General features: G+C 42.8%; 26 protein-coding genes and 3 pseudogenes. 14 read left to right on the forward strand and 15 right to left on the reverse strand.

Annotated features, from left to right (window positions below; all coding sequences use genetic code 11):
- Nucleotides 1–63 precede the first annotated feature (63 nt).
- A complete protein-coding gene (locus tag ACM0OZ_RS03940) occupies nt 64–432 on the forward strand; it encodes a VOC family protein (protein ID WP_414581523.1) in 369 nt (122 codons plus the stop codon).
- Complete coding sequence (locus ACM0OZ_RS03945; RefSeq protein WP_414581524.1) at nt 422–1150, forward strand: 2-phosphosulfolactate phosphatase; 729 nt, start codon at nt 422–424, stop codon at nt 1148–1150. Before ACM0OZ_RS03940 ends, ACM0OZ_RS03945 begins: the two co-directional genes overlap by 11 nt.
- Nucleotides 1151–1379: 229 nt before the next feature.
- Here the strand turns inward: ACM0OZ_RS03945 and ACM0OZ_RS03950 are convergent, their stop codons facing one another.
- The 4 genes from ACM0OZ_RS03950 to ACM0OZ_RS03965 all read right to left on the reverse strand — a co-directional run bounded on the left by ACM0OZ_RS03950 (nt 1380) and on the right by ACM0OZ_RS03965 (nt 5024).
- Nucleotides 1380–2063 (reverse strand): sulfite exporter TauE/SafE family protein, encoded by a 684-nt coding sequence (locus ACM0OZ_RS03950; protein ID WP_414581525.1) that lies wholly within the window; start codon nt 2061–2063, stop codon nt 1380–1382.
- Nucleotides 2064–2071: 8 nt separating this feature from the next.
- Complete coding sequence (locus ACM0OZ_RS03955) at nt 2072–3082, reverse strand: aliphatic sulfonate ABC transporter substrate-binding protein (RefSeq protein WP_414581526.1); 1011 nt, start codon at nt 3080–3082, stop codon at nt 2072–2074.
- Nucleotides 3083–3143: 61 nt separating this feature from the next.
- A complete protein-coding gene (locus ACM0OZ_RS03960; RefSeq protein WP_414581527.1) occupies nt 3144–4364 on the reverse strand; it encodes a glutathione S-transferase family protein in 1221 nt (406 codons plus the stop codon).
- 3 nt (nt 4365–4367) lie between these two features.
- Nucleotides 4368–5024: a class I SAM-dependent methyltransferase family protein gene (locus ACM0OZ_RS03965; RefSeq protein WP_414581528.1), complete on the reverse strand. Its 657-nt coding sequence runs from the start codon at nt 5022–5024 to the stop codon at nt 4368–4370.
- A 581-nt stretch (nt 5025–5605) separates the two neighbouring features.
- Between ACM0OZ_RS03965 and ACM0OZ_RS03970 the strand changes: the two genes are divergently transcribed.
- From ACM0OZ_RS03970 to ACM0OZ_RS04010, 9 genes and pseudogenes are all read left to right on the forward strand, one after another.
- The gene (locus ACM0OZ_RS03970; protein ID WP_414581529.1) at nt 5606–5857 is read left to right on the forward strand and encodes a hypothetical protein; all 252 of its coding nucleotides are present in this window, start codon (nt 5606–5608) and stop codon (nt 5855–5857) included.
- 38 nt (nt 5858–5895) lie between these two features.
- A pseudogene (locus ACM0OZ_RS03975) lies at nt 5896–6165 on the forward strand (glutathione S-transferase family protein); the annotation flags it as partial.
- A gap of 418 nt (nt 6166–6583) precedes the next feature.
- Nucleotides 6584–7138: an RRXRR domain-containing protein gene (locus ACM0OZ_RS03980; RefSeq protein WP_414581629.1), complete on the forward strand. Its 555-nt coding sequence runs from the start codon at nt 6584–6586 to the stop codon at nt 7136–7138.
- Nucleotides 7042–7689 (forward strand): annotated as a pseudogene (locus ACM0OZ_RS03985) (CmcJ/NvfI family oxidoreductase); the annotation flags it as partial. The gene ACM0OZ_RS03980 and the pseudogene ACM0OZ_RS03985, both read left to right, overlap by 97 nt.
- A gap of 136 nt (nt 7690–7825) precedes the next feature.
- Nucleotides 7826–9217, forward strand: a pseudogene (locus ACM0OZ_RS03990) (MFS transporter).
- Nucleotides 9218–9390: 173 nt separating this feature from the next.
- The gene (locus ACM0OZ_RS03995; RefSeq protein WP_414581530.1) at nt 9391–10335 is read left to right on the forward strand and encodes a zinc-binding dehydrogenase; all 945 of its coding nucleotides are present in this window, start codon (nt 9391–9393) and stop codon (nt 10333–10335) included.
- A gap of 37 nt (nt 10336–10372) precedes the next feature.
- On the forward strand, nt 10373–11194 hold the full coding sequence (locus ACM0OZ_RS04000; RefSeq protein ID WP_414581531.1) for an SDR family oxidoreductase: 822 nt from the start codon (nt 10373–10375) through the stop codon (nt 11192–11194).
- Nucleotides 11195–11681: 487 nt separating this feature from the next.
- The gene (locus ACM0OZ_RS04005) at nt 11682–12035 is read left to right on the forward strand and encodes a TSUP family transporter (protein WP_414581532.1); all 354 of its coding nucleotides are present in this window, start codon (nt 11682–11684) and stop codon (nt 12033–12035) included.
- Entirely contained in the window at nt 12028–12180 is a 153-nt protein-coding gene (locus tag ACM0OZ_RS04010; protein WP_414581533.1) for a hypothetical protein, read from the forward strand. The genes ACM0OZ_RS04005 and ACM0OZ_RS04010 overlap by 8 nt, the downstream gene beginning before the upstream one ends.
- A gap of 231 nt (nt 12181–12411) precedes the next feature.
- Here ACM0OZ_RS04010 and ACM0OZ_RS04015 read toward each other — a convergent pair whose 3' ends face one another.
- Entirely contained in the window at nt 12412–13035 is a 624-nt protein-coding gene (locus ACM0OZ_RS04015; RefSeq protein ID WP_414581534.1) for a TetR/AcrR family transcriptional regulator, read from the reverse strand.
- A 371-nt stretch (nt 13036–13406) separates the two neighbouring features.
- On the opposite strand from ACM0OZ_RS04015, the gene ACM0OZ_RS04020 reads away from it, so the two are divergent.
- Complete coding sequence (locus tag ACM0OZ_RS04020) at nt 13407–13766, forward strand: hypothetical protein (protein WP_069348194.1); 360 nt, start codon at nt 13407–13409, stop codon at nt 13764–13766.
- Between the two features lie 796 nt (nt 13767–14562).
- A complete protein-coding gene (fosX, locus tag ACM0OZ_RS04025; RefSeq protein WP_414581535.1) occupies nt 14563–14979 on the forward strand; it encodes a FosX/FosE/FosI family fosfomycin resistance hydrolase in 417 nt (138 codons plus the stop codon).
- Between the two features lie 27 nt (nt 14980–15006).
- On the opposite strand, the gene ACM0OZ_RS04030 is transcribed toward fosX, so the two are convergent.
- The 9 genes from ACM0OZ_RS04030 to ACM0OZ_RS04070 all read right to left on the reverse strand — a co-directional run bounded on the left by ACM0OZ_RS04030 (nt 15007) and on the right by ACM0OZ_RS04070 (nt 23591).
- Nucleotides 15007–16029: a P-loop NTPase gene (locus tag ACM0OZ_RS04030; RefSeq protein ID WP_414581536.1), complete on the reverse strand. Its 1023-nt coding sequence runs from the start codon at nt 16027–16029 to the stop codon at nt 15007–15009.
- The gene (locus tag ACM0OZ_RS04035) at nt 16022–16996 is read right to left on the reverse strand and encodes a HEAT repeat domain-containing protein (protein WP_414581537.1); all 975 of its coding nucleotides are present in this window, start codon (nt 16994–16996) and stop codon (nt 16022–16024) included. The genes ACM0OZ_RS04030 and ACM0OZ_RS04035 overlap by 8 nt, the downstream gene beginning before the upstream one ends.
- A 57-nt stretch (nt 16997–17053) precedes the next feature.
- On the reverse strand, nt 17054–17281 hold the full coding sequence (locus tag ACM0OZ_RS04040) for a ferredoxin family protein (protein ID WP_069348199.1): 228 nt from the start codon (nt 17279–17281) through the stop codon (nt 17054–17056).
- A 31-nt stretch (nt 17282–17312) separates the two neighbouring features.
- On the reverse strand, nt 17313–18095 hold the full coding sequence (locus ACM0OZ_RS04045; RefSeq protein ID WP_414581538.1) for a class I SAM-dependent methyltransferase: 783 nt from the start codon (nt 18093–18095) through the stop codon (nt 17313–17315).
- 120 nt (nt 18096–18215) lie between these two features.
- Nucleotides 18216–18887 carry a maleylacetoacetate isomerase gene (gene maiA, locus ACM0OZ_RS04050; RefSeq protein WP_414581539.1) on the reverse strand — a complete coding sequence of 224 codons (672 nt, stop codon included), beginning with the start codon at nt 18885–18887 and terminating at the stop codon, nt 18216–18218.
- Between the two features lie 76 nt (nt 18888–18963).
- The gene (locus ACM0OZ_RS04055) at nt 18964–19803 is read right to left on the reverse strand and encodes a hypothetical protein (protein ID WP_414581540.1); all 840 of its coding nucleotides are present in this window, start codon (nt 19801–19803) and stop codon (nt 18964–18966) included.
- A gap of 10 nt (nt 19804–19813) precedes the next feature.
- Nucleotides 19814–20713, reverse strand: a complete 900-nt coding sequence (locus ACM0OZ_RS04060) for a DMT family transporter (RefSeq protein WP_414581541.1) — start codon at nt 20711–20713, stop codon at nt 19814–19816.
- 27 nt (nt 20714–20740) lie between these two features.
- A complete protein-coding gene (locus ACM0OZ_RS04065) occupies nt 20741–22456 on the reverse strand; it encodes a fumarate reductase/succinate dehydrogenase flavoprotein subunit (protein ID WP_414581542.1) in 1716 nt (571 codons plus the stop codon).
- Nucleotides 22457–22526: 70 nt separating this feature from the next.
- Nucleotides 22527–23591 carry a sulfonate ABC transporter substrate-binding protein gene (locus ACM0OZ_RS04070; protein ID WP_414581630.1) on the reverse strand — a complete coding sequence of 355 codons (1065 nt, stop codon included), beginning with the start codon at nt 23589–23591 and terminating at the stop codon, nt 22527–22529.
- A 782-nt stretch (nt 23592–24373) separates the two neighbouring features.
- Between ACM0OZ_RS04070 and ACM0OZ_RS04075 the strand changes: the two genes are divergently transcribed.
- Nucleotides 24374–26197, forward strand: a complete 1824-nt coding sequence (locus tag ACM0OZ_RS04075) for a vanadium-dependent haloperoxidase (protein ID WP_414581543.1) — start codon at nt 24374–24376, stop codon at nt 26195–26197.
- Between the two features lie 271 nt (nt 26198–26468).
- Here the strand turns inward: ACM0OZ_RS04075 and ACM0OZ_RS04080 are convergent, their stop codons facing one another.
- Nucleotides 26469–26669 (reverse strand): hypothetical protein, encoded by a 201-nt coding sequence (locus tag ACM0OZ_RS04080; protein ID WP_414581544.1) that lies wholly within the window; start codon nt 26667–26669, stop codon nt 26469–26471.
- Between the last annotated feature and the right edge of the window lie 5 nt (nt 26670–26674).

Genomic DNA, 26674 nt, shown 5'->3' on the forward strand with positions numbered 1-26674 from the left:
TAAAAAGAGGATAACATAATCATGTGGTTGGATGCGATCGCTCATATTCAGGTAACATACTCTGTGGAAGTAGAAGATGCAATGCTGTTTTTCTACAATAAAATCTTAGAATTGCCTGAAATAAACAAGCCTGAAGCCATCAAAGCTTATGGAGGTGCTTGGTATGTGATAGGAGATATTCAAATTCACCTCAGTATAGAGAAAAATCCAGATAACGCAGTATCTAGACGACATATTTGTTATTTAGTACAAAATTTACAGGAGTTCAAAAAACACCTGCAAAAACATGGAGTAGAAATACTCCCTGATCACAGACCAATACCAGGAGAAAATCGCTTCTTTCTGCGCGATCCTGCTGGGAATCGCATAGAAATAGCAGAAAAGGATACTGTATCTTCAAAAAAATTTGTCAGCCAAGTAAATGATTTTTAACCAAGCAGAATTTGACCTACGTTGTGAGTGGGGTGTAAAAGGAGTTTCTCAACTCGCACCCATCAGTGATGTCATTGTAATAGTCGATGTTTTATCTTTCTCAACTTCTGTAGAAATTGCTACAAACAATGGTGCTATCATTTATCCTTACCAATGGAGAGATGATTCTGCCCTTGATTATGCAAAGTCTGTCCAAGCAGAATTGTCAAGAGGTCGTTTATCTAAAGATGGCTATTCACTTTCCCCTGCATCTCTAACTAAAATTCCTGCAGGAACTAAGCTGGTTGTACCATCTCCCAACGGTTCTTCTCTAACATTACTGACTGGAAAGACTCCCACCGTAGCTGGTTGCTTGCGAAACTGTGAAGCTGTGGCAAAATTTGCCCAAAAATATGGTTCAAGAATTGCTGTAATTCCTGCAGGTGAAAAATGGGAAGATGATACATTACGACCAGCTATTGAAGATTTAATTGGTGCTGGAGCAATCCTCAGTTTCTTGAATGGTAGTCTATCACCAGAAGCAGAAATGGCTGTAGCAGCATTTCATTCTTTTGAGAAAGATTTGCTAGCAAAATTAAAAAAATGTAGTTCTGGAAAAGAGTTAATTACCAAAGGTTTTGAGTTAGACGTTGAATTAGCAGCAGCCTTCAATGTTAGTGATTGTGTACCCTTGTTTACTGAAAACGCTTACATCAATAGTAAGGATATTACTTCTTAGGTTTACATCCCAACCATTGAAATGCTCTAGCACAGTTACTGTTCATTGTTACAGCATCAAATTCATCAAATCTTACCTCTTCAAATCCTGATGTCAGGAATTCCATCCAAGTCCGATCATGATGTCGAAGAACAACACCTTCTGGTAATTCAAAAACACCATAGATTCCATACTTATTTTGGAAGCCATAATAGCGTTTCAAAAATGAATGGAGTAGAACGCCGGGCATTTATGAACAGGAACTATTCAATCTATGGCTAAACTTTTTGAATCCATCACTAAAGAACTGCTGCCACGCTATCACTCCAGCAATTATAAAAGTGACTATTGCAAAACTATCAGTACACATTATCATCAGCACTTTTAGAGCATTCATCTGATGAATATTCTTGATGCCCAGTATCCTTAAAGTTGCTAAAATTAAAAAGCTGATGCCCAAGCCGTAAAAGCCTCCGTAAACGCTGATCAACAACTGGACGAATGATGCTTTGATCTGGAAACACGAAGAATTCTGAGCAGTTTCTTTAGGAGCAATCTGTAACAAAGTTGAGATTGAATTACCGAAAGTGAACAGTACTGTAGCAAGCAACAATAGATAAGGCACAAGCTGATCGAACACAGAAGCTGGGGTGTGAAGCAGTAATACTGCACCCAACATTCCGCCAACGAGACTAACACTGCCAAATAACCAAGATAGCTGCTGCTGTGCCCACAATTCGTTACGATAGGCACTAATGCTGGCAATGTATCCAGGACATGAGGCAAGCGTACTTGTCGCGTTAGCGCTGATAGCTGGCAAACCAGTGACTATAAGCGCTGGAAAAATAATTAAGCCACCTCCCCCAGCAACAGAATTCAACACTCCACTCATCCAAGCGGCGAAAAAGAGAAAGCAAGCCTGCATGAAACTCATATTACGCGTTATGAAGATTTCCAGATAGCATCTTTCACTTGAAAGGTTTTTCGAATGAGTTTTTGAGTGTAGAACAAATCAACCACTTGCTGTTGTTCGCTCACAAATTCATCTTTGATATCGAATACACCGAAGTAAGGACGCCGCTTTAAAGCAAATTCCCATGCCTCTGGCTTGTATTTGGTTTGCTCTGCCAGCACTTTAGCAACCTCATTAGGATTTGCCTTTGCCCACTCTTCTACCTTGCGTTGCTCTTCCAAAATCACTTTGATCAGGTCAGGATGATTCTTGGTGAAATTTTGCGTAGCAATATAAAAGGCACGTTGAGGTGCCACATCCGAACCTCTGACTAACACACGCACAGTGTCATTTAACTCTTTAGAGGCGAGATAGGGATCCCCAATAGGTAAGGCATCAACATTGCCGCCTTCAAAAGCAGTAGTGCTATCCGGAATCGTCAGGTAAACAGGTTGAATATCCTTCAGCGTCAGTTTTGCACTCGCTAAGGCTTTCAGCGCAAAATACTGCAGCGCTGTTCCTTTTTGAATTGCTAATTTTTTCCCCTTCAAGTCAGCAAGGGTTTTAATTGGAGAATTTTTAGGCACAATAATTGCCTGAGCGCCTGCGTTAGAACCCGTCGCAGCAACATAGACTATCGGATTGCCCGCAGCCTGAGCGAAAACAGGTGGTAAGTTTCCTACGTTTCCAATATCAATACCACCGGCTGCCATTGCTTCCATCATAGGAGGACCGCCTTGGAAAGATATCCATTTGACCCGGATGCCCTGTGAGGCAAGTCGCTTTTCCAGCAGCCCCCGCGCCTTCAGTAAATTGAGACCGGGTGTACCGTTCTGATGACCAACATTAATCACCTCTAGCTTTGATGAACTACCAGAGGTTTGTGCAACCTGAGAACTATTGCTTTGTGAGCTATTTTGGGAGTTACAACCTGTTAGGGAAAGGAGCCACGTTAATAAGCAGGTAGCGATCGCCAGTAAGACATAGCTACGGGTTTTCATTTTTTCCAGTTTGGAATGCGACTTGGTACCAACCTGTCACCGATAAGCATTAAATTAAGCATTAATAAACAGATGCCAATACCTTATCTGCAGCCGCCCGAAATGCAGTAGCAGCACCAGCACTCATATCCCGTGGCGCACAGATACGATTTCTTACATAAGCAAGAGTGATGGCTCCGACAGCAGCAAAAATGGGATCAATGCTTTCTTTTCCACCTGTCCGTCCACCAGCTAGAGGCGCGCTATTCCCATTGATAAGATAGTCAGCTAGTAGTCTGAGGTGAAAATCAACAGCTTCTTTGACTGTTGCAATGTCATCATCTTTCGCTAATGCTTGCACTCCAGAATTTTTCAGGATATCTCCAATAGCAGCTTCCCGGTTATCACTCAGTCTCTCGGCGGCTTCTGCCCGGTATTGAGTGGACTGGCTGTCTGCTGCATCAAGAGGCAAGGGATTTCCGATTGGTTCCAAGCCGAATCTGCGACGCACGAGTAAATTGTTGGTAATGTCATCCGATTTGACCCTGTTATAGGCGGGACGCTGATTGAGTGCTTCAAACCAAGCATTGATACGGGGATACCGTGGATTTCCCTTGATGTGATAGCCCCGGTACACCGGTAAGTTAGCCGCCAATCTATCTAAATGAGGGCTATACATAATGTCTACCAAGCTAAAACTTGAGACAAAGTAGGGACCAGGATATTTTGCTAAAGCTTGCTCAAGTTCGTCTAATTTCGCTTCAAACGCTGTCTGTAATTTTGCTAGTTCATCAGCATCTACAGATGTTTCTCTCAGAAATTTGTAGCCAATATCTCTAAAACCATTGGTTTCAGCATCTTCAACCCACTGCCTAGCAATAGCGTTTTCCTCTGGATTTTCAGGGAGTAGTGGTGGACTACTAAATTGTTCTTCTAAAGCGTATAGAATATCTTTGGACTCATAGACTAACTTTCCCTCAATTTTTGCAGCAGGTACAAGGGTTGTGGGAACTCGGTCAGTATACCACTTAGGCTTGTTACTCAGATCAATAAACTCTGTCGCAAACGGAATTTCCTTTTCTTCTAAGGCGAACCAAACCCGTTCACAGAAAGGACACCAAGAGTTGGTATCTCGGTAAAGGAGGACTGGTGGTGTTGTATCAGGAGGTAGTTTCTCAAGACTACTTGGGATTGGCGCAGTAGAAGGGGATTGCCCTGGTCTACGCACCCGTCGAGCCGAGGTATTTTTCTGTGCGATCTCAAACAATTGCTCCCAACTGGATAGTGTGTTTTGAATAGACATTTTTTACCTCGCTTGACTTGGAACGCCGGAAAACACAAATAATTGTTGCTCTTTGGGGAGAGCCAAATTTTCACCAAGGTAACGATGAATGCCTACCCCCATGTCTCCTGTAGCAGTGAGTTTGAAGTTCACTTCTTCAAATCTAGATTCACGCAAAACTTTACGGACAGTCTCTGAGTAGGGGATACCATTAGAATGTCCGCGAGTCCAGATTGCAAAAGCACCTTGTTTACTCAGAAAACTCAGGTTCCCCAGGAAGCGACTAAGTTCAGCTTCATCAGCAAGATTGCCGAAGATACCACACACAATGACAATGTCTGCTGGTACTGCTCCTACATAGTTAGACCAGAGAGTTGCATCACCATTGATAAACTCAATTTGCTTTGTCAAACCCAATGATTCTATAGTTGCTCGTCCACGTTCAACTAGCTGCGGATTTAACTCAACGAGCCGTGCATAGACATCTTTTGCACGAGGGTGGTTTGCTAACGTCGAGAGTAAATCTCGTCCATCACCAGCGCAAAGACTAACTACACGAATTATTCCTGGTGGAGACACATCCAAGCTATAAGAAATGTATTCTCGCACGATTTCCAGGCGTTGCTGCAATTTTGGTTCAGTATTATAGAGGTCGTGCCATTCAAACCAATCTTTTGGCATAAGGGGCGATTCCCATTTTTCATGCAAACTTTGGCTTCGCAGAGTGACAAGCGCACTGTGCCGAACTAAACTACGGTTATTTTATCAGGTAATAGATATTTGCAAGTGAACGTAGGCTAACATAGAAATTCATACAAAATCAAGTGTTGTTCTTTAACATGATTCGCCAAAAAGTCCCCCAATATACCGCAGATTGATGGCGTTAATGCGATCTGCGCTTCTCCCAAGGGGAGACGCCCGCCGTAAGATGCCCGTAAGCGCAAAGCGCAGGCTCCGCCAACGCGTAGCGTCTCCTTTAGGAGAAGGGCTGTAGGGCAAACGGCGCAGCGCTAGCTCGCCTCTGGAAACCGTTACGCGTTAGCCCGATTCGTGCGCTTACGCGATCGCGCTCATTGTTTAGATAATCTAATAATTAGTTTTACATATTTTTTTGGGCAAAAGACTATATAATGATTTCAAGATAAATCACGAAAAGTTGACCGATTAAGTGTAGTATAGCTACGCTGGTCTTTAGATACCTAGCAGTTAGATTATTTGACCCCTACGAGTCAACTCAGTTCGTTTCTGAATTGGGCTGTCATTTGAGTCGCGCACTCCCCACACCCGAGTGTAACTCCAAAGAGTATGCAAAACAGTATGCGATCTGCGCTCCGGGCAGCAGCAAAGCGATCGCCCAAAAAACAGTGCGAGAAGGAGAAATTGTTTGGGAATATATCAATCCCTATTTTGGAAATCAAAATGCTCCTGGAGAATCGGCACTTGTAGCACGTAGCGAGCAAAATTCTGTGTTTAGAGCCTTCCGTTATGCACCTGAACAAGTACCTTGGCTCTAGTTGAGTGAGCTAACAATTGATTACGAGGAAATCATTGCATGAGTACCATACAACTTTACTTTGCCAAAGCCTCTACCTTCTCCCAACGCACCCGTGTTGTGTTCTTGGAAAAAGGAATTGATTTTACCCCCATAGAAATTGACTTACAAAACAAACCAGATGGATTCACGCAGATTTCACGCTATGGCAAAGTCCCTGCTATCAAACATGGAGATGTAAAAATCTACGAGTCTGCCATCATAAATGAATATCTGGATGAAGTTTTCCCGGAACCACCCTTGTTACCACGTGATCCTGGAACTCGTGCGAAGCTCAAAAGTAGGACACGGGGATGTGGAGATGGGGAGTGAGGGAAGAATGACTAACTCTTGACTATTGACCAACAATTCACCAAAATCCAAAATGGTATAACCTGTCAATAACTCCGCCCTAAAAGGGACGGAGCTTGTAAAGAGCAAACTTTACGTGTTTGACTAGCCCACCGAGACTAACTGCGGTTAAAACTTCCGGATACTTCCCCAGTTCGGACACACTTTAAGACCATTTGCTTGGTCGTTGGGTAATGCCCTTACGGGTTCGCCAGTTGCCTACGGAGGGAAACCCTCCTTCAGCACTGGTCTCACCAAGACATCTGTAGTTAGTTGGGCGAGGGGACTAAAAACTTTACTCGTAAGGATTATCTCCATGCAACGAGTTCCAGTATTAACACCATCAGGTAAGCCATTGATGCCAACAAAAGCCAGTAGGGCGCGTCGTTGGTTAAAACTTGGGAAAGCAAAAGTTGTTTATAACGACCTTGGGATCTTCCAAGTTCAATTAGTTAGGTGTCCCAGAGCAATAGACGCTCAACCAATTGCGGTTGGTATTGATCCGGGTAAATTATATAGTGGCGTAGCCATTCAATCTGCCAAGTTTACCTTGTGGACTGCTCACTTACAGTTACCCTTTGAAATCGTCACGCATCGGATGGAGCAACGCGCCATGATGCGGCGTGGTCGTAGAGGGCGACGAATCAATCGCAAACTACCTTACAATCAACGCGCTCACCGCGAGAAACGTTTTAATAATCGGCGTCAATCCAAGTTACCCCCTAGTATCCGAGCTAATCGCGAGCTAGAGTTACGAGTTCTTGACGAACTATCTCTGATTTACCCGATCACATATATTGCATACGAAATCGTTAAGGATTCGCCTTTAGTGCGCATCATAGCAGTGTCCGCGACTTTTACGACGAAGACGAAATACGTAACGTCTACTACCCGGAAGCTGAGCAATTATTAAAAGAGGTGACGGGTGCAACTAAGGTAGTGATATTTGACCACACCCTCCGTAATTTGCAACGGTTCAAGCAGGGTGAGAATGAGATTAAGGAACCAGTCAAGCGCGTACACAACGACTTCACCGCCAAATCCGGTTATATTCGTGCGCGTAAGGAGTTGGCGGCGCAAGAGATAGATGATATTGATACGCTACTACAACAACGGTTTGCCATAATCAACATTTGGCGGGCGATCGCCGCACCAGTTCAAGAGTCGCCATTGGCAGTATGTGACGCGCAAACTATTGCACCAACAGACGTTGTGGCTAGTGACCTCGTGTACCGCGATCGCGTCGGTGAAGTCTACGCAATCACGTACAACCCAGAACATCAGTGGTTCTACTTTCCGCAAATGCAAACGGACGAGGCACTATTTATCAAGTGTTTCGACTCCGCAGAGGACGGACGCGCACGTTTTGCAGCTCACACAGGGTTTGATGACCCAACAAGCCCACCGGACGCTCCTCCACGGGAGAGTATCGAACTGCGGACGTTCGTTTTTTATCCAGAATAGATAGATGTCGTCACAGAGGGGTGATAGCCGTGGATACAGCTATCGCTCCTGTTTAGAAGTCTCTTTTCATTTAGAAGTTAAACAATAATACTTACAAAAAATGTGATAGCAAAATCCAATGTTACTAAACTAGTCAATGACAGTTTTTACTACCCTCGAACCACAGCAACGTAAAAACCTTCTATTGCTCTTTGCAGTAGGTATACTGCTTTGGACTAGCCATAGTTCAATACTTGCAACCTTGCCTCTTTACATAAAGGATATAGGTGGTACACCGCAACAGGTTGGTTTTGTCATGGGGGCATTTGCTCTCGGGCTGATTTTGAGTCGTCCGTGGCTAGGAAATTTGGCAGATCGACGCAGTCGCAAGCTAGTTATGCTGATTGGCTTAGCGATCGCGTAGCGCGCCCTAGCCTCCAACCGCTCTCTGAGCGGTTGCCCTGTCCCTTCAGGACAGGGGGCGGGTTCCAAAAAGGAACCCGCCGAGGCTATACGGGCGATCGCAACCGCAGCACCTCTAGGTTACTTTTTTAACTCGATTCTATTATTATTCTTGATTCGAGCGTTTCATGGAATTGGTGTTGCTGCGTATGCTCCAGGCAACAATACTCTCATTGTAGATTGGTCGCCAATACGTCAACGAGGTGAAGTCATTGGTTATATGAGTTTGATTAATCCGATCGGCTTGACGATTGGACCTGTCATTGGAACCTTTCTTCAAGAGCAAGTAGGTTACGTTCCATTGTTTGTCTTCTCTGTTGGACTGGGGCTAATAGGTTTTTTATTTGCGTATCAGGTTAAAGATCCCTCTATTCTTCATCAACTTGACAGACAAAACTCAAACCTTAAATCTTCACCAGATTCAGTTGATGACCAAAAGAATCGATTTTGGAAGATGTTAGACAGTCCTCGCGTTTGGGTTCCCACTTTAGTACTACTACTTACAGGTTTGATTCGGGGGACAGTCACAACATTTATCGCCCTGTATCTTAAACAGACAGAGCTTGATTTGAATGTTGGGTGGTTTTATACAGCCACTGCTGTGTCGAGTGTTGGAATTCGTTTGCTCACTGGCTATGCTTCTGACCGTTATGGTCGAGGGTTATTTATTACAGTCAGTCTAGGTTGCTATGCTCTAGGGACATTACTACTTTCCCTTGCTCAAAATACTGGCGATTTTCTTCTGGCAGGTTTTTTTGAGGGTGCTGGTGGTGGAACACTGATTCCGTTGATGGTTGCCCTAATTTCTAACCGTTCTTATCCTCATGAACGAGGACGAGTCTTTTCTCTGTGTATAGGTGGTTTTGATTTAGGGCTGGCAATTTCCGGACCAGTGTTTGGTACTTTTGCTCAAAAATTGGGCTATCAAGGAATCTTTTCGCTCTGTCTTGGTTTTGCTTTGCTCGCTCTGATTATCTTCATGACGCGAAATGGTCAAAATTTACGCTATTCCCTACGATTTGCTACAGGTTTTGCACGGGATAGCTATGCTCTGCCTTCTGAGTTGAAAATAGAGAGTAGGGAGTAGGGAAAAGCCTATTTTTATGGGTTCTAATGTATAGAGTTTATGATGGCTACTTATAAAATTTAGGTTCAAAACTAAAACTCAATCAATCTGGAAACAATAACAGTTCAATTGATCGCCTGTTACGAAACTATTGCTACCTTAAAAGAACTTATTTTCACAGGAAGATATATTCCATGAGCAAAATACGTGCTATAGTCGTTGACCCTAACGTGCCAGGACGTTTAGCATTGCGTGAAGTCGCAGCACCGACCCCAGCCCCTGACGAGACACTGGTCAGGGTGAGTGCCATTTCCCTCAACCGGGGAGAAGTGCGGCGTTCTACTACTGCTGATGCAGGTTGGCAGCCTGGTTGGGACTTAACTGGTATAGTAGAAACTCCCGCCGCCGATGGTTCGGGACCTTCTCAAGGAGCGCGCGTGGTAGGCTTGCGCCGCTTTGGTGCTTGGGCGGAACTGGTATCCGTTCCTACCCATTCCTTAGCACAATTACCAACTAGTGTATCTTTTGCACAAGCTGCTACACTACCTGTCGCTGGTCTGACTGCCTATCACGCTTTACTCAAAGGTGGGTCACTTTTAGGTCGTTCAGTACTTATTACAGGTGCATCAGGTGGCGTTGGTCACTTCGCTATCCAGTTAGCACGGCTGAGTGGAGCGCAAGTCGTGGCACACATTCGTCAACCAGGCTATGAATCTCTGGTGAAAGAAGCAGGAGCACAATCAGTCGTTATTGGCGAAGATCTTCAACCGAATGAATACGCACCTTATCATTTGATTGTAGACTCAGTAGGGGGAAATACGCTCTCGGCAGCCCTTGGCTTAGTGGCACAAGATGGAGTCATTGTGCTGTTTGGAACGTCAGGAGGGTCTGAAGTCACATTTAATGCGCAGCGTTTTTACGGAACTGGTGGTGCAAGTTTATATGGTCTGATTCTGTTTCATGAATTGAAGCGGGAATCGGCATCTGTGGGCTTGCAACGACTTTTGCGTTTGGTAGAAGCAGGTCAATTGCGTCCTCACATAGATTTGGAAGCATCGTGGACAGAAGTGGCTGACATAGCGCAAAAACTGCTCGACAGGCGCTTTCCTGGTAAAGCTGTATTGCACATCGACAATTGAGCGCTAAATAATCAAACCTAGTAGTGAGGCAGTAGCTATGGAACTAGAACTATCTGGTAAAACAGCGATTGTGACAGGAGGTAGTGCTGGCATTGGGTTAGCCACTGCCAAAGCTCTTTATAGAGAAGGTGTGAGTGTGGCGATGTCTAACGACAAGCCGCTCCGCGTCTACGCCGCTCGCAATCCAGAACGACTTGAGCAAGCAGTCAGTGCCATCCAATCATTCTCCAATAGTGGTGGTAAAGTGATATCCATCAGTGCTGACCTGACTCAGGCAGAAGGTGTTGATAAGGTGGTCTCAACGGCGCTTGGACAATTTGGTCAAATTGATATCCTAATTAACAACGCTGGTTCAGCACGTGCTGGGACGTTTCTTGATCTCGGTGATGATGCATTTCTGGATGCTTGGAACTTAAAATTATTGGGCTACATTCGATTTGTCAGAGCCATTTTACCCCATCTGAAAAGTCGGCGCGATGGGCGGATTGTCAACATTATTGGAGGAGCCGGACGCACGCCTCGTCCCAATTTTCTACCAGGAGGTACAACGAATGCAGCCCTGTTAAACTTTACGCGGGGAATTTCTAAAGAGTTAGCCCAGTACAATATTCGCATTAATGCCATCTCCCCCGGTCTGACTGCAACTGAACGTGCCGAACAGTTAGCACAGCAGAATGCCCAAGCCCGTGGCGTTAGTGTAGATGAAATCAAAGCAGAATCCCTACAGGCAATTCCGTTAGGGAAAATCGTTAAGGCAGAAGAAATTGCCGCGCTAGCTCTATTTTTGGTTTCTGACCTTGCCTCTTCGATTACTGGTGCAGAGATTCTTGTTGATGGCGGACAGACCCCTGGTGTTTAAGGCCACAAAAAGGCAGAAATGACACCAACTCCCAAACCTAAGACTAACTATGATTGATCCGCAACCTTTAACTAATCGGCGTAAGTCCCCCACTATAACGGTACTCCGTGAGCGTGGCCGGTCTTGCGCCGGACAACGACGAGGGCATCTCCGACCTATGTTGACCGACGGTTTTAGCGCGAGGATATGTCCGAGGAGTTGTCAATTTTCAGGAACTTCCAATAAACAAAAAAAGTCTATAATTATAACAATAGAGCTATAATTGCTCCTCCTAAAAAACATTGGTGACGACCAACCACTTGACACAAACGGACTGGTAAAACAGGTGAACAGTGCAAACGTTGGGAAACGTAAAACAAACATAGAATACGCTCCGTAATTCGCTAGATACAAAGACTCCGTGGGGCGTCAGGAGTCTCTAAACTGCCTGTGGAGGTATCGTTGCCGGGGGTAACAAGATGCAAATCTCATTATCTAGGCGCGACCAATGAAGCAGGAAATTTTTACAGGGCGACTTGTAGAAGCCCCCACTGTACCGCTTGTGGTCAGTGGTGGGAGAACGTCACTGCTGGCAACTCTGGCGTTTCTAGGAATCAACAGCATTCACACCATGAATGCTTTTAAGACGTTTTTAGGGAGTTGCGTTAATGGGATTGCCATTATTCCCTTTATTTTTGCAGGTATCATTGCTTGGCCCCAAGCTGTTTTGATGGCTGTAGGTGGTTCTCTCGGTGGTTACTTGTGTGCTCACTATGCCCGTAGAGTCGAACCCCACTTAATTAGGAAAGTTGTTATGATTGTTGCTTTTGGCATGACCATCTACTTTTTTATTTATGGGTGACATACTCCGTCACCAAATCGAAGATTATGGTGAGGGCTTACGCATAGTCTACGAATTCTTGGCGTTCTTGGCGTTTTGGCAGTATGCCTCCGGCACGCTACGCGAACGAGAAATTGGGCTTGGGCTTTTTGGCATTTTTGCGTAAGTCCTGATGGTGTGGGGACTCCCGCCTGCCTAGTTAGATGATTGCCATCTTTGTCATTTGATACACAAAAAACTAAGTACAGCTTTGCATTAATTCGTAGCGTTTTGAAACGCAGAGGAACGCGCAGCGAAAAGTTCTGCAGGAGGGTTTCCCGACCTAGGAAACTTTTCAAGACAAAGTAACGCAGAGCCTTTCTGAAATTAATTCGTTACGAACTTGTGAAATCCTGTACTAAGCTTGTATCCCTACTATCAAAAAATTTACTAATTCTTCGGCAAACGCATCATCTAACGCTGCATGCTTTAGCAGTAACCGATACCAGATTGGACCATAAATCGCATCAATCACCAATTCCAAATTCAAATCTGGGCGTAGTTCACCTCGTGCAATACCCCGCTCCAAAATTGTGCGGGTCGCTGCTCTACGACATTTAATAAACAGCTCGCGAAACGCCTCAGCTAAAGAAGCATCCATTTGTGCCTCAGCAATCAGTCCTGTAACAGCAGTACCCGTTGTCGTTGTTGTCAGGATTGTAAATAGTTGCTGTAGAATCTGATACAGGTCTTGTTTAACCGAACCTGTATCGGGTGTAGGAATATTCTGCGTAGCTTTTTCGGAGTATGCTTCCATAACGACTGCTGCCTTAGAGGGCCACCAACGATAAATAGTTTGTTTGCCTACTCCTGCACGAGATGCGATCGCCTCAATACAAATATCGCGATAGCCTTTCTCTTCCAGTAACTCAGCAGTTGCTTTGAGAATTGCCTGATGGGAACGGTGATTTCGCCTGCGCATCACAGATGCTTCAGTAGGACATGGTTTTTGAGTAGTTTTGTTCTCAAGTAGTTGTGACATAGACAAAAGACTCCATCTGTGCAAAATTGTATAAATTACGACTTATGTGCTTTACAAATAGGCTCTTGTGTGGATAAGCCCCAGACATGGAATATATAAGCGATCTGCTGCCATTTTTGCCATTTCTATCCCCTAAGCGCATAAGTTGATTTTGCTGACACCCATAAAGAAGAGACGAAGGTTGGCTCTCCAAGCTTAGCTTCGGTTCACTAAACAGGTATGACTTTTTTTCACACCACTTTTGGCGTAACTTTTCTAGACGTTACGAACCGTATTGTTATCTATTGACAAGACGAGACGGTTCGTTATAATGTAATTAAAGATAATAAATTTGCTGAAATTAGCGACAGCAAAAATGCAGGAGTTGAATTATGAAAGGTCTAATTGTTGGTAGCTTATCGTTATTGCTTATATCTAGTGTTGGTACATCTGTAGTTCGAGCTGAGCCATCGGCATATAATCCTGCTGTTGTGGGAAAAACTCCGTCTTATATTGGGATTACACCTTTCAATCTCGTGAATTTGGCTTATCAAGGTCAGTTACAAGACCAAGGTATTCCCAGTTACCAAGACCTTATATTGGCTTACCAAGCAAAACAAATTAGTGCCGAAGATATTGTTCGCAGCGCGGTTCAGTCAAAAAGACTGCCATCACAACTTCTTTCTGACAAAGGATACCTCAACGCTGTAAAGACTCAGTTAGATAGTTTCAGAACGACTCAAAATTACTAGAAGTATATCTAGCTAATCACTTGAGCGTGAAATTATACATATGTGACCAGGCTTTATGGCAGGTGACCAAGTTTATAGTCGTGAAATGGTACATATTGCACATTACAAAAGGCTTTTTCATGGTATACGTTCCTGAGGTAACGACTAAACAATTTTGTTATCAATTGCTTGGTTACAGTTTGGCTTTTGGTTCATAGTTCCCAGGCTTTGAGAATTTATTACCTTGATCAATAGTGACAGCAGGGGGGGAGTTATTCCCTACGGGGGCTACTGCACTAGATCTTTTTGAAGATGATGTAGTCTTTGTTCGTGCTCAACACAGATGATAGTGTGTATAAAGTTTCTCCACCTGGGACTGTAATAAATTGATAGCGAGCGAACTTTTATTATACGGTAAATTGGTAGATTTATAGTACATTATTAATAATGATTGCATACATACCAATGAAAAGCAAGACCACAGTTGTAAAAGTTTAATTAATAGAGAGTCTGAGGGGCAATGAGTCTCGCACTATCACGGTACACCGGAAAGGCGGCGAGAGACATCGATTCCTCAAACAGTCAATTTGTATTGACACTCTCACGGCTGTGTGAATATCGCGCTATGCGCTGCGATGCCACCAAAAGCTGTGGGATTCTTCCTTGAACGGCAGAGGCAAAATGCCCGCTCATATTTCGACCTACAGCAACACTTGAGATTACTTTACCCGAAGCCGCGCATACACCGACTGCCCGACGGCGTTTTGACTCATAAATTTACCGAAACTCTTGTTATGACTCCCATATATGAGGACAAATGATTCAAGGAATTAGCCACATCACATTCATTGTCAGAGACTTGGAGAAAATGACCAAATTCCTCATATACATATTTGATGCCAAGGAGATTTATTCTAGTGGTGAGCAAACTTTCTCTATCTCAAAAGAAAAATTTTTTCTGATTAATGATTTATGGGTTGCCATTATGGAAGGCGAGGCTTTATCAGAAAAAACCTATAACCACGTGGCTTTTAAGGTAGCCGAAGAAGACTACGAACTCTATGCCGAAAGAGTTAAAAATCTGGGAGTGAATATAAGAGAAGCTCGAAGCCGTGTGGAAGGTGAAGGACGCTCTCTATATTTTTACGACTACGACAATCATTTGTTTGAGTTACACACCGGAACTTTGAATCAGCGCTTGCAAAAGTATCTAAGTGCAAGTCAATGCCCATAACTCAACTCGCATATCAGATGAACTGCATCAGGTAAAAGTTGCCTTTAATGCAGTTGCGATTTGCACAAAAACCTCACCAGCACCAGAGGTGGAATTGGTTATCGCAATCGGGTCTCCTGTATCACCACCGCTACAGATACGAGGATCTATGGGAATTTGTCCTAGTAGAGGTGCTTGCAATTCTGCTGCAAGTTGTTCACCACCACCACTCCCAAAAATTGGTATACGTGAGCCACAATCACTACAGATTAAATAACTCATATTTTCCACAATCCCCAGGACAGGAACACCCACTTGACGAAACATATGTATGTTACGACGCACATCCGAAATAGCAACTTGTTGGGGAGTCGTCACCAAAATAACTCCACATATTGGGCTTTCTTGCACAATTGTAATTTGGGCATCTCCTGTTCCTGGCGGCAAATCAATCAATAAATAATCCAATTCGCCCCACTCCACATCTTGCAGAAATTGAGTAATAATTTTGTGTAATACTGGTCCTCGCCATGCTAGAGGACGATTGGGTTCTGCAAGTAAACCCACTGACATGAGTTTAATTCCCTGGATTTCTAGGGGTAAAAATTTCTCACCGGTGGGAGTATGAATAACTTGGATATCTGCTTGTCCTAAACCCAACATTTGTGGAATATTAGGACCGTAGACATCAGCATCTAGCAAACCAACTTTTGCACCTTGTAATTTTAAAGCTGCTGCTATATTCACAGCTGTTGTAGATTTACCTACACCACCTTTGCCACTAGAAACAGCTAGAGTTATTTTGACTCCGGGAATTGTACAAATTTGAATATAAGTCTTCTTGCACCAGCTTAAATTTGATAGAACAGATTGAATTTGTTTGAATAAATCCTGCTGATGTGAGCCAATATAAAGGCGCAGGTAAGTATAGTCATCAACTATACGTAAATTCCGCACCATCCCCAAGTTAACAACATTGTTTTTGAGAATTGGTTCAATGACAGTTTTCAGGTAGCGAATCACTTCCTGTTGACGAGATGCTGTCAAGGGATTGAGGTGATCATTAGTCATGAGTCGATGATTTTATCGATTCTTGAATTTTTTTGATTGCTCTGAGTGACTGAATAGCAACTTCTTTATCTAGGTCATCTAATGATTGCTGGAGTGCATTTATAGCATCAGGATGACCTAAATCACCAAGAGCGATCGCAACTTCTTTTCTTACATCTGCAGATTCATCTGTTAATGCTTTAATTAATGCTGGCAGAACTTTTATATGTGGTATTTTTTGTAAAGTCTGTGCTGCTGATTTCCGCACTTGCCAATGCTCATCACCTAAAGCGATTTCTAATGCCGAAATTGCTTGGTCATTTTCATGAATAGCAAGAGATTTTGCTGCATTGCGACGGACTTGCCAATCGCTGTCACTTGTGAGTGCTTGATTAAGTATTGAAATAACTTCTGTGTCTTGTAAATACCCTAAAGTTAAAGCAGTTACCCGGCGCACAGTAGGATTAGAATCGAATATTAAGGCTAAAGCTTCGGGACATTTTTCAACTTGGTTAAGATAGCGGAGTGTTGTGATTGCGGCTTCTCTTAAATCCGCATTCTCGGAATTGAAAAATTGTATAATATATGGTAATGACTTAATATCATGAATTTTGCGAAGAAGAATTAGAATATTCAATTGTAAATAGATATTGTTGTGATTGAGACTATCTAGCAACAAGGATAAATGCTCAGTTGAAACTAAGTCATTTAAGGCAGATAATGCCTCACCGCGAATTTCTGTATCAGATGAGGCAAGACATTCTAGTAAAGCTGGTACAGCAATAGGGTTGGCAATTTCCCCAAGAGCATTTATCGCTATTTTTTGGATATTGAAATTTTCATCTTTGAGCGCCAAAATCAGGCTATCTATCGCTTCTTCATCACCAAGATGTTGTAAAGATTTGACAGCAACTAAGCGGTCAGAAACTTCTGGCGATCGCAGCATTTCGAGCCAATAATTGGCATTATTATGAGTGTCATTATACATTTTTTAAAACCGCACCAGACACAGAGAAAACAGAGTAATTATTTTTTCAAAAAATCTTTAGCGCAATAAGAATGGAATCTGTACAGTAATAGCATTTGTTGGACATTCTTTTTCGCAAGGCAGACAGAACCAGCACTCGTCATATTTCATGTAGGCTTTTCCTGTCTCTGGGTTTTTTGCTAGGACATCAAGGGGACAAACTTCAATACAAGCATTGCATTTTTCTAAACATTTTGATTCATCGACGATAACTGGGACATCAATTCTTTGATTTATTAAAGCCATAGTATCTAACTCTCTTTTACTATCTCGTCTTTTAGTTATCAAGCGTAGCACGGATAAAACGATAACCCACATCAATTTCTGTTAAATTTTCAATATCAGCATACTTTGCATCCCATTCCCCACTATTTAAATCTGCTGCGAGTAATTTCACTCCTTGCTTGACTAAATTCGGATCTGCTAAAGCGAAAGATGATATTCCAGCACGTACTTCTTGTTGAAGATATAACTTAGGACGCTTCCAAGCTGCAGCTGCAAATAAATCAGACAAATCATCGGGTAGTAAAAAAGGTATGCTTTCAACACGTCTTCCGGTACTTACATGAATGAGATGAGTAAGTTCGTTAAGTGGTAGAAATCGTAGAGCATCTTGCCACAAAAATGGAAAGTAATCATAAACCCATATCTTCTGAGCTAATCTGATATCAAATGTCAGCAAAACTATTGCTCCATTACTGACGACTCTATGCATTTCTTGAAATGATTTTTCTAAATTAGAAAAATGATGAATTGTGAGGATACTTATGACTGCATCAACAGAATTATCTGCTAAAGGTAAATCTTCTGCATACCCAGTGAACCACTTAATTTCTGGATGTTCTACTGCTTGTTTTTGCATGACTGGAGAAGGTTCAATGGCATTAATAGAAAATCCTTGGTTAGCTAGTGCTAAGCTATAACCACCAGTTCCCGCCCCAACATCAGCGATAATGCTACCTTTGGGTAAATTGATTAAGTCAATTAATGTATTAACAATGCGAGGATCAGGGACACGGGTTTTGGAGTATTCTTGACCAATTGAATTGTAGATAGCCATTGGTTTTTAGTAATCAAGTTGAATATTTAGAATTAAAATCTACATAACCTTTTGAAAGGTCACAACCCTACCAGTGCAGGCTAATCCTGAGATGATGAATAATGCTTTCATAATTGGCTATTAATACTCATCCTCGCTATCGTATTCAGAAGCATCTGGCTGTAAATGCGGTTGTGCCGCTAGAAATGCAGAATGACTCATACATTCTTCATAGATTTTGCGAATATTTGAATACGGCTCTAGAGAACATTTAAATCGCTCGGCATTGTAAACTTGAGGTACGAGGAATAGATCTGCGAGCGTTGGCTGATCGCCGTAACAAAAATTGCCGCGAAATTTACTCTTGGTAAGAAGTTCTTCTATCGCATTCAAACCCTCACTCACCCAATGGTGATACCAATTCATTTTTTCCGAATGATTAAGACCTATTGCTGAGGTTAGATATTTGCGGACTCTCATGATGTTTAAAGGATGAATATCGCAAGCTATCAAAAGCGCTATTTGGCGTACATAAGCTCGTGCTAAGGCATCCGTTGGCAAAAGTGCTCCTTGGGGATAGCGTTCTTCAAGATACTCAATGATAGCTAATGATTGACTGATACTAGACTCACCATCAATGAGGGTAGGAACCATTTTTTGAGGATTAAGTTTGCTGTAATTTGTTGTAAATTCTGGGTCGCCTTTTCTTAATTTGGATACACCTTTATGAAAGTAGGGGATTTGTTTAAGCTCTAGTGCAATTCGCACTCTGTACGAAGCTGTTGAACGATAATAGCTATAAAGTGTTAGCACATAACCACCTTTTTTCAAGAGAGTGAAATAAACATGATTAAGTCAATTAATGTATTAACGAAGATGAGTCATTAAATCAGTAGTCATGCAACTCAAGGCGAACGTAAGTGCGATCGTCAAATGATTCTCTACCAGGTGCAACCCCTCTTTGTCCTAGATGAATGCTATAGCATAAAGGGTCTTGAGTTAGAATTTGTGTGAGAATTTTCTCACTTTCCGCAAGGCTTGCTCTTAAGTCTGGATAACCATCACTGGCAAGCACAATAGACTTAACTTGCTCTGGAATTTTAATGACTTCAAGATATCGCTCAGGTACTCTTGTACCATCGATCACACCATAACCAAAAGGTTCTTCAGGATGATTGCGTAAGGCTGTTTGCAGTCTATAGAAAGGTACTAAGAGATTCTGACTGGGATCATCTTTTAATAAGTCTTCTATTGTTTTACCTTGGGCAAGGTGAGAACGCACAATTAAAGAACGTAACTGACTCGTAATTTGATCTACCTGGATGATGGGATTATAAGCTTCTCCATCTAATAAATATTGACAATCTCCTACCCGCCAGATTTCCCGACGTGCAGCAGAAAAGACTACTATTGCAAAGCAAGGGGTATGATTTGGATTCTTATCTGGTTTGACTTCCAGCAGGGCTTCTCTCACTGCTTGAGTTATTTTTTCTACAGCTACTGTTGCATGACTATCAGGAGCAAGACTTTCTAGAGCCTGAGCGCCTATTTTTACCACAAATTGACCGGAAGAAAGACCGTTATAATGAGCACCTGACGCCTCCGTAGCACCATCAAGAACAGCCACAAAGTTTGAGGTGATGACAAGGCGATCGTCACCCAATTCCGGCTCTCCATACTTCGAGCGACTCAAAGACTCAACCACAGTGAAACTTGGGTTTGGGTTCATGTTTACTGTTTTACCTCCTACTTTGCTGAAAAAGCCTGCCATCAATGGCTGTAAGTCCTATCAAGATAAATGCCATACCTGCAAAAGCAGTCCAATCTAATCTTTCACCCAAGATAAATACACCGAGTAGGAGCGCACTAATGGGAATCAAGAAAGTAACCAGTGAGAGGTTGGTTGCACCTGCGACAGAAAGTATACGGAAATAGATTAAGTAGGCGATCGCGGTATTACACAGCCCTAATATTAATAAAGCCCCCCAAGTGATAGTACTCGGTCTTAAAGTCCAGGGTTGTTCTAAGATAAGTGCTAGCGGCAGTATCATTACTGTCGTACTAGCAAGTATTCCTGCTGAAACAACAACGGGTGACAACTCCTGGAAACGTCGCCCGTAGATTCCAGCACAGCTATAGGAAAAAGCAGCACCAATAATCGCAAACAGTCCAAGACTTCGTAATTTTATTCCATGCAGGACTTCTGGTCCAACCAACACAACTACACCACATAACCCAATTAGCACTCCGAACAAGCGATTAATTGTCAAACGTTCATCATGGGTGAGCAAATGTGCAAGCACTACTGTAAACAATGGGGTTGTGGCATTGAGAATAGCGGCAAGGCTGCTATCGATCTGCGTCTGCCCCCACACGATAAGACTAAACGGAATAAGATTGTTGAGAGCACCCATCGCTAAAAACGCTCTCCACATTCGAGGTGAAACTGGTATTTGCCGTCCGCTGAGGTAGACGAAGGAAATAAGGGCGATCGCCGCAAAGCTAACACGACCTAACACCACTGTAAACGGCTGAAGATCCCTTAGAACAATCTTGGTGAAAAAGAAAGAACCACCCCACAACAAAGATAGAATCAACAGAAGTATCCATTCTTTCGCCCTCATTCTTGGATTCTTCATAGGTAAGCTACTTTGCCCAAATCAAATTCAGCGAACCGTCACATTATAAACTTCTTTTGCGACATCAACCTCCACTACATAAGGCTCAACAGGACGCTTAAACAGCACCATTTCCCCTGATTCATCTTTCTTTAAGTTGACATGGCAAAACCACTCATCATCGTTCTTTTCTGGATAATCCAATCGGTAATGATAAAGACCCCAGCGACTTTCTTGACGATATAATGATGCTCTGGCTGCCATTTCTGCACAGTCCCGAATAAAATGAACTTCCATACAGCGCATCAATTCATGGGGATCGCGAGCGCCCATGAAATCTAATGTTTCTTGATACTGGACAAAATGCCTCAAGCCAATCTCTATTTTGTTTCCCGCTTTCGGTGGTTGCAGATAATCATTAACTAAGCGCCGTAATTTATATTCAACCTGGGTGTGAGGAATACCATTTTGTCGAGTTAAAGGCGCATAAATTCGTAATTTTTCAGATTCTAAAAAATCTGCATCTGGTTCAATAAAATCTAAATCCTGGATATACTCAATGGCATGAGTTCCTGCTAGACGACCAAAGACAAATGCCCCAATCATATAATTATGAGGAACGCTTGCCATGTCTCCGGCAGCATACAAACCTGGAATAGTTGTTTCAGCTTTTTCATTCACCCAAACACCAGAAGCACTATGACCGCTACACAAGCCAATTTCTGATATGTTCATTTCAACGCCGTGGGTGCGATAGTCTTCGCCTCTACCTTGATGAAAGCGTTCGCGGCTTGGTCGTTCATTCGACCAAAGGATGGATTCTATTTCAGAAATTGTATCTTCATCAAGATGGGTCATTTTGAGTTGAACTGGTCCCTTACCGCAGTTTAATTCTTTCCAAATTTCCAGCATCATTTGACCACTCCAGTAATCGCAACTGATGAAGCGATTTCCTTCAGCGTTAGCAGTATGAGCACCGAAAGGTCCAGCAACATAGGCGCAAGCAGGACCGTTATAATCTTTAATTAAAGGATTGATTTGAAAGCACTCAATATTGCTGAGTTCTGCTCCAGCATGATAAGCCATTGAGTAGCCATCCCCGGCATTAGTAGGATTTTCATAAGTGCCGTAGAGATAACCAGAAGCAGGTAATCCTAAACGTCCACATGCTCCTGTACATAGGATGACTGCTTTGGCTTGAATGACAATAAAGTCACCGTTTCTAACATCAAATCCTACAGCACCAATAGCACGTTTTTCTCCTACTAAAACGCGGGTTGCCATGACGCGATTGGTAACTTTGACTTTGTGGCGTTTGACTTGTCGGGTCAGAATTGGCTTGAGGTCTTTGCCTTCTGGCATGGGTAGAACATATTTCCCAACACGATGCACTTGTTTTAAGTCGTAGTTACCTTGAGCATCTTTCTGAAATTTCACACCCCAGCTTTCTAGTTCTTGGATGACTTCGTAGCCTAATTTGCCCGTTTGATAAACGGCTTTTTGATTGAGAATGCCATCGTTGGCAAGGGTGACTTCACGAACGTATTTTTCTGGGGTAGAATGACCGGGAATGACAGCAGTATTAACGCCATCCATACCCATTGCGATCGCCCCACTCCGACGAATGTTAGCCTTTTCTAAAATCAGCACGTCAGCATCAGGATTGGCTTGCTTGGCTTTAATAGCAGCCATTGTCCCTGCTGTCCCGCCACCAATAACCAGTACATCAGTTTTTATCCACTGGGTAGTCGCATTCGTCACCATAACGTTTGAAAGTCCCAATACAAAACAGTATTAAATTAGAAACGATTTTTTATCTTTTATCCTTCACCCTTCACTTATTGCCTTTCCAAACGATTTCCTTTATCTGGATTTGCTTGGGAAGCAGCTTGATTTTTTGGAAGGTATCAGCAACTTCTTGTTGTTTAGCAATGACTTCCTCTGTCAAGGGTAAAACACCATACTCTCGCCGTTTCTCTGCAAGTTCCAGCACCGCCGCTTTGATGCCTAATTGTGGTTCTAAAAACTTCGCAACTTCTGCTGGATTACTTGCCGCCCATTTGTCTACTTTACTGACTTCATCCAAAATTGTTTTCAAAACATCAGGATGTTCTTCCACAAATGATTTGCGGGCAAGGTAATAACCCCGATTTGGTGCTAAATTTGTTGCATCTGTTATGGTTCTAGCCCCTGTTGCTTCTTGCGCTGCTGCTAGATAGGGGTCCCAAATTGCCCAGGCATCAACGTTACCACCTTCAAAGGCAGCACGAGCATCTGCTGGTGTAAGAAAAACTGGTTGAATATCACTGTAGTTTAATCCGGCAGATTCTAAGGCTTTGACAACAAGATAGTTGGTATTTGAACCTTTGGCAAAGGCAACTTTTTTGCCTTTAAGTTCAGCCACAGTTTTTATTGGTGAATTTTTCTGTACGATAATCGCTTCTGCCTTCGGTCCCCAAGGATCGTAAGCGACGTAAACTAAAGGATTACCTGCAGCTTGGGCAAAGATGGGCGGTGATTCACCTGTGTAACCAAAGTCAATACTACCTGCGTTCATGGCTTCCAGCATGGGTGGACCTGCGGGGAATTCAGTCCACTTTACAGTTCCACCAGAAGGTGCTAAAGCTTGCTCTAGGCTGCTTTTGCTCTTTAGGGCATTGAGGATAGTTGCCGCCTTTTGAAAGCCAATGTTAACTGTAACGCTGCTAGTCACATTTTGATTGCTAGTAGGCGAAGTGACTGCTTCTGGTTTGGTGGCGTTGGAAGAACAAGCAGACACGACTAGGCTTAAGCCTAGCCCTACGGCAAATAGTACAGATAAGGAACGGATTTTACGTTGCCGAAAATTTGAGTATAAAAGTTGCCAAGTACACAAAATCCTAGCTTTTAATAATTTCATCAACCATAGATGCATATAATCAAGTATTTCTGGAATAGCCTTACTGGTGAGCACACTATCTTTTTAAGTATTTACATTGCCTTACCACATAATAAAGTGTTATTTATTACTTAATAAAGCGAAGAAGAAAAACTTGTACTCAAATTTGATTTTTCAATTGAGCTCTAAAGATTGTCCTATATCTTACTCTAGTTCATAATAACTACTATTTGTTTACCAATTTACCGTATTTAACACTTGTATCGGTTGATAATGACATAGATTGCTGCAATAGGCAAGCCAAATATACGGTGATTTTGTAACAATCTTTTACTTGCTTTTGACGGTTGTTTGTGAGATATTGTTGACTTAACAGCTAAAATATACGCTTAATCTATAGATATACAGTACATTTGCTGATTTTTGAAAGATAGTGGCTTTAGCTGTACTATCGTTTGAAAAAGCGATGTCGAATGATTTTTAGCTACTCAAAATCAGCACTGATAAATCAACGAGCGGTAAATGCCATCAATGCTTTGTTGATTAATTACGAGAGCATTGAGAACGACACCTAAGTCATTCTCACAATAGTTAAAGCAAGTCTAATTTGTGCGTAAAAACGCACCATGACTTACTGTTAGACATTGCTACAGCTTATACATCTGCTTTCATGTATAAGCACAATTGCTATGCAGTAAAACCGTAGCAATAGGTACAGCTATTAGGAGTCATTCCTGCGTACTTAAAGTTGTCTTGCAATAGTACAACCCTCCATATCACTTTCTAGTTTTGGAGAAAATCTCATGTCACTCGAACCAACCTCTGATCAACCTTCTCAAGAGAATATACAACAGCAAAGCAAAAAGACAAATCCCAATCAAAATGTCCCTAGTGCCAGCAGCAGACACTTATTAATTAGTCGAGTCGGTAGACGGGGATTTCTTGGTCGTGCTGGTTTGTTGACTGCTACTGCCACTGGTGTTGTTACGGGAGTCATAAGTTCACCCTTCTCGTCTAAAAAAAGAGGAGATATTGTCCAGGCACAGGATATTGTTGATCAGTTCAACTTTGACTATGCAGGATTTAGCCAGAAAGCGTATCAAGTGCGTGTTCAAGCAGCGCAACTTGAGTTGGAGATAGGTGTTCCGCCTCATCCGACTAATGGCGATGAAGAACGCTATCCTAATAAAATTGCTACCGACACCAGGGGATTACCACACGACGAGCGAGGCGAAGTCAAGCCGGAAGCTTATAAATCTTTAATCAAAGCACTCTCATCGCGTAACCCTGATGACTTTGAAAATATTATCTTGGGTGGTGGGCGGAAGTTGGTTAATCCTCAAGGACCATTGGCAGTGAGCTTGGAAGGGATAAACGCAGCTCAAATAGTCACTCCACCACCACCAACTCTAGATAGTGCAGAACAGGCTGGCGAGGCAGTTGAACTCTACTGGCAAGCTTTACTGCGGGAAGTCCCTCTTAACAAGTTGCAAAACAACACTGACGATCCAAAAGTCCTAGCAGCTATTGAAGAGCTGAACAAACTTTCAGAATTTCAAGGACCAAAACAGGGTGGTGCAGTCACTCCTCAAACTCTGTTTCGTGGCAGTGTCACTTATGTCGATAAGAATGACGGCAAGACAGCACAACACTTTGTTCCACCTGGAGTAACGGACGGTCCTTACATTTCACAGTTTCTGTTGCAGGATATTCCTTTAAATACCCAGTTTATCTCGCCTCTGATTCGTACTGCCCTTCCTGGCAATGATTTCCTCACCGATTACCAGGAATGGTTGACCGTCCAGAATGGAGGCAGTTCTGGCAAGTCTCTTAGATACGATCCAACACGTCGTTACATATCTACTGTTCGCGATCTAGCTGAGTATGCCCATATTGGTGGTGCTTTGTTCTATGGAGCTCTGTTAATTCTAAGTAGTGGTATTAGCGCTCCCTTGAATCCAGGCAATCCCTATGTCAACTCGAAAACTCAACTAGGTTCTGCTGCGACATTTGCAGCAGCACATTATCAAGCCTTACTCCTGTTGGCTCCCTCGCGGGCAATCAGAGCCTCCTACTGGCAGAAGTATTATGTACATCGTCGTCTGCGACCGGAAGCATATGGTGGGCTGATTTACAACAACTTGGTCAACAAAACTGACTATCCAATCAATTCCGAGGTCTTAAATTCCAGAGCTTTAGCTCAGACTCATAGCACCTTTGGAACCTATTTGTTACCTCATGCGTACCCAGAAGCAGCACCGTTCCATCCCTCTTACACTGGTGGTGCAGCCTCTATCGCCGGTGTCTCAGTCACACTGTTAAAAGCGTTCTTTGACGAGAACTTTGTCATCCCCAATCCTGTAGTACCTGACCCCAATGATCCCACAAAAGTGATTCCTTATAGCGGCGAGCAGCTGACAGTGGGTGGAGAATTGAACAAGCTGGCAACTAATTATGCTATTGGTCGCAGCCTTGGCGGTATCCATTGGCGTTCGGATGGTGCAGTTGGCTTGGCTTTGGGAGAAGAGGTTGCCATTAGCATTCTCAGAGACGAAAGGCTGGGGTACAACGAAAAATTCAACGGCTTCAGCTTTACCAAGTTTGATGGGACAAAAGTTATTGTTTAGAACACAATACGGTTCAGTTAAGGTTGATGTGTAAAAAATCATGTGTGTAGAGACGCGCCACCTCTCGTCTCTACATTGTGTTCCTGATAAAGGTTCTGGTCTTATCTGAACCTTATTGTTCTGTAAATTGTGAAGCGAGGAAAGCCATATAGCAATCCGTGCAGGATTCGTGAAAAACAAGATCCTCGACTTCTTTAAGAAGTCGGGGATCTGAAGGGTAGTCAATTTTCATAAATGTGCGGAGGATTGCTATATCACGTTTCTACAACTATCACAAATTTAAAAACCAAAATAGGTTGAACTTTTTCTTTGAAGTATCGTTATTATGTTCTTTTTTTGGCAATTCCCATATATCTTGTCTCGCCTGTTGTTGCTCGACTAATGACTGAAGATGAGGTGGTAATTTGGGCTGCTGCCCAAGTAACCAAGGTTCTCCATCAAATAATTCTCTTTCAAATGGTTGATTAAACATCTTAC

The sequence above is a fragment of the Scytonema sp. PCC 10023 genome, assembly GCF_963920835.1.
Classification (GTDB): domain Bacteria; phylum Cyanobacteriota; class Cyanobacteriia; order Cyanobacteriales; family Nostocaceae; genus Kalymmatonema.